This is a genomic window from Frankia gtarii, from assembly GCF_025403375.1.
Classification (GTDB): domain Bacteria; phylum Actinomycetota; class Actinomycetes; order Frankiales; family Frankiaceae; genus Frankia; species Frankia gtarii.
Genome location: NZ_JAMPTM010000608.1, coordinates 1 through 552, shown reverse-complemented (window position 1 = coordinate 552; position 552 = coordinate 1). Strand labels below are relative to the sequence as shown.

General features: G+C 66.7%; 1 protein-coding gene and 1 pseudogene. One reads left to right on the top strand and one right to left on the bottom strand.

The window, feature by feature from the left end; translation table 11 throughout:
• Positions 1-18 precede the first annotated feature (18 nt).
• Complete coding sequence (locus NBZ83_RS34125; RefSeq protein ID WP_498041104.1) at positions 19-165, bottom strand: transposase; 147 nt, start codon at positions 163-165, stop codon at positions 19-21.
• A gap of 205 nt (positions 166-370) precedes the next feature.
• Here NBZ83_RS34125 and NBZ83_RS32540 point away from each other — a divergent pair.
• Positions 371-552, top strand: a pseudogene (locus tag NBZ83_RS32540) (aminoglycoside phosphotransferase); the annotation flags it as partial.

Genomic DNA, 552 nt, shown 5'->3' with positions numbered 1-552 from the left:
GCGGGAGGGCATGTCCGGTCAGGGCGCCCCGGTCCGTTCCCGCGACAGAATCCCGTTGATCGTCTGACGGTGGTCCGCCCACCGGCCACCACGACCACCCGTCCTGGGCAGCAGCGGCTCAATGCGCGCCCACGCCCGGTCCGTGACTTCACCTCGTCCGACCACGGACAGTGGACGCTACCGAACCACCAACATCCACGAGAAACTCCCTAGTAGGGGCCACTGGCCGGAAGAAAAAGGGCACCTCACCTCGGCCGCGGCGGCCACGGGGGCGGCAGCGATGGTGTGATGCTCCGGAGTTTGCGCGTCGATTGCACGTCGGAACGGTCGGACAGTGTTGTCGTGGTCGAACCCGGTATGGTTGCTCCGCATGATCGAGATCGAGATCGAGATCGTGATCACCGCGGGTCTTATCCGCGACCTGTTGCGGGACCAGCATCCGGACCTGGCCGGGCTGCCCCTGCGTGAGGTGGAGGGCGGCTGGGGTAACCAGATGTGGCGCCTCGGGGACGAGTTGGCCGTGCGGATCCAGCGTATGGACACCGATCCCGA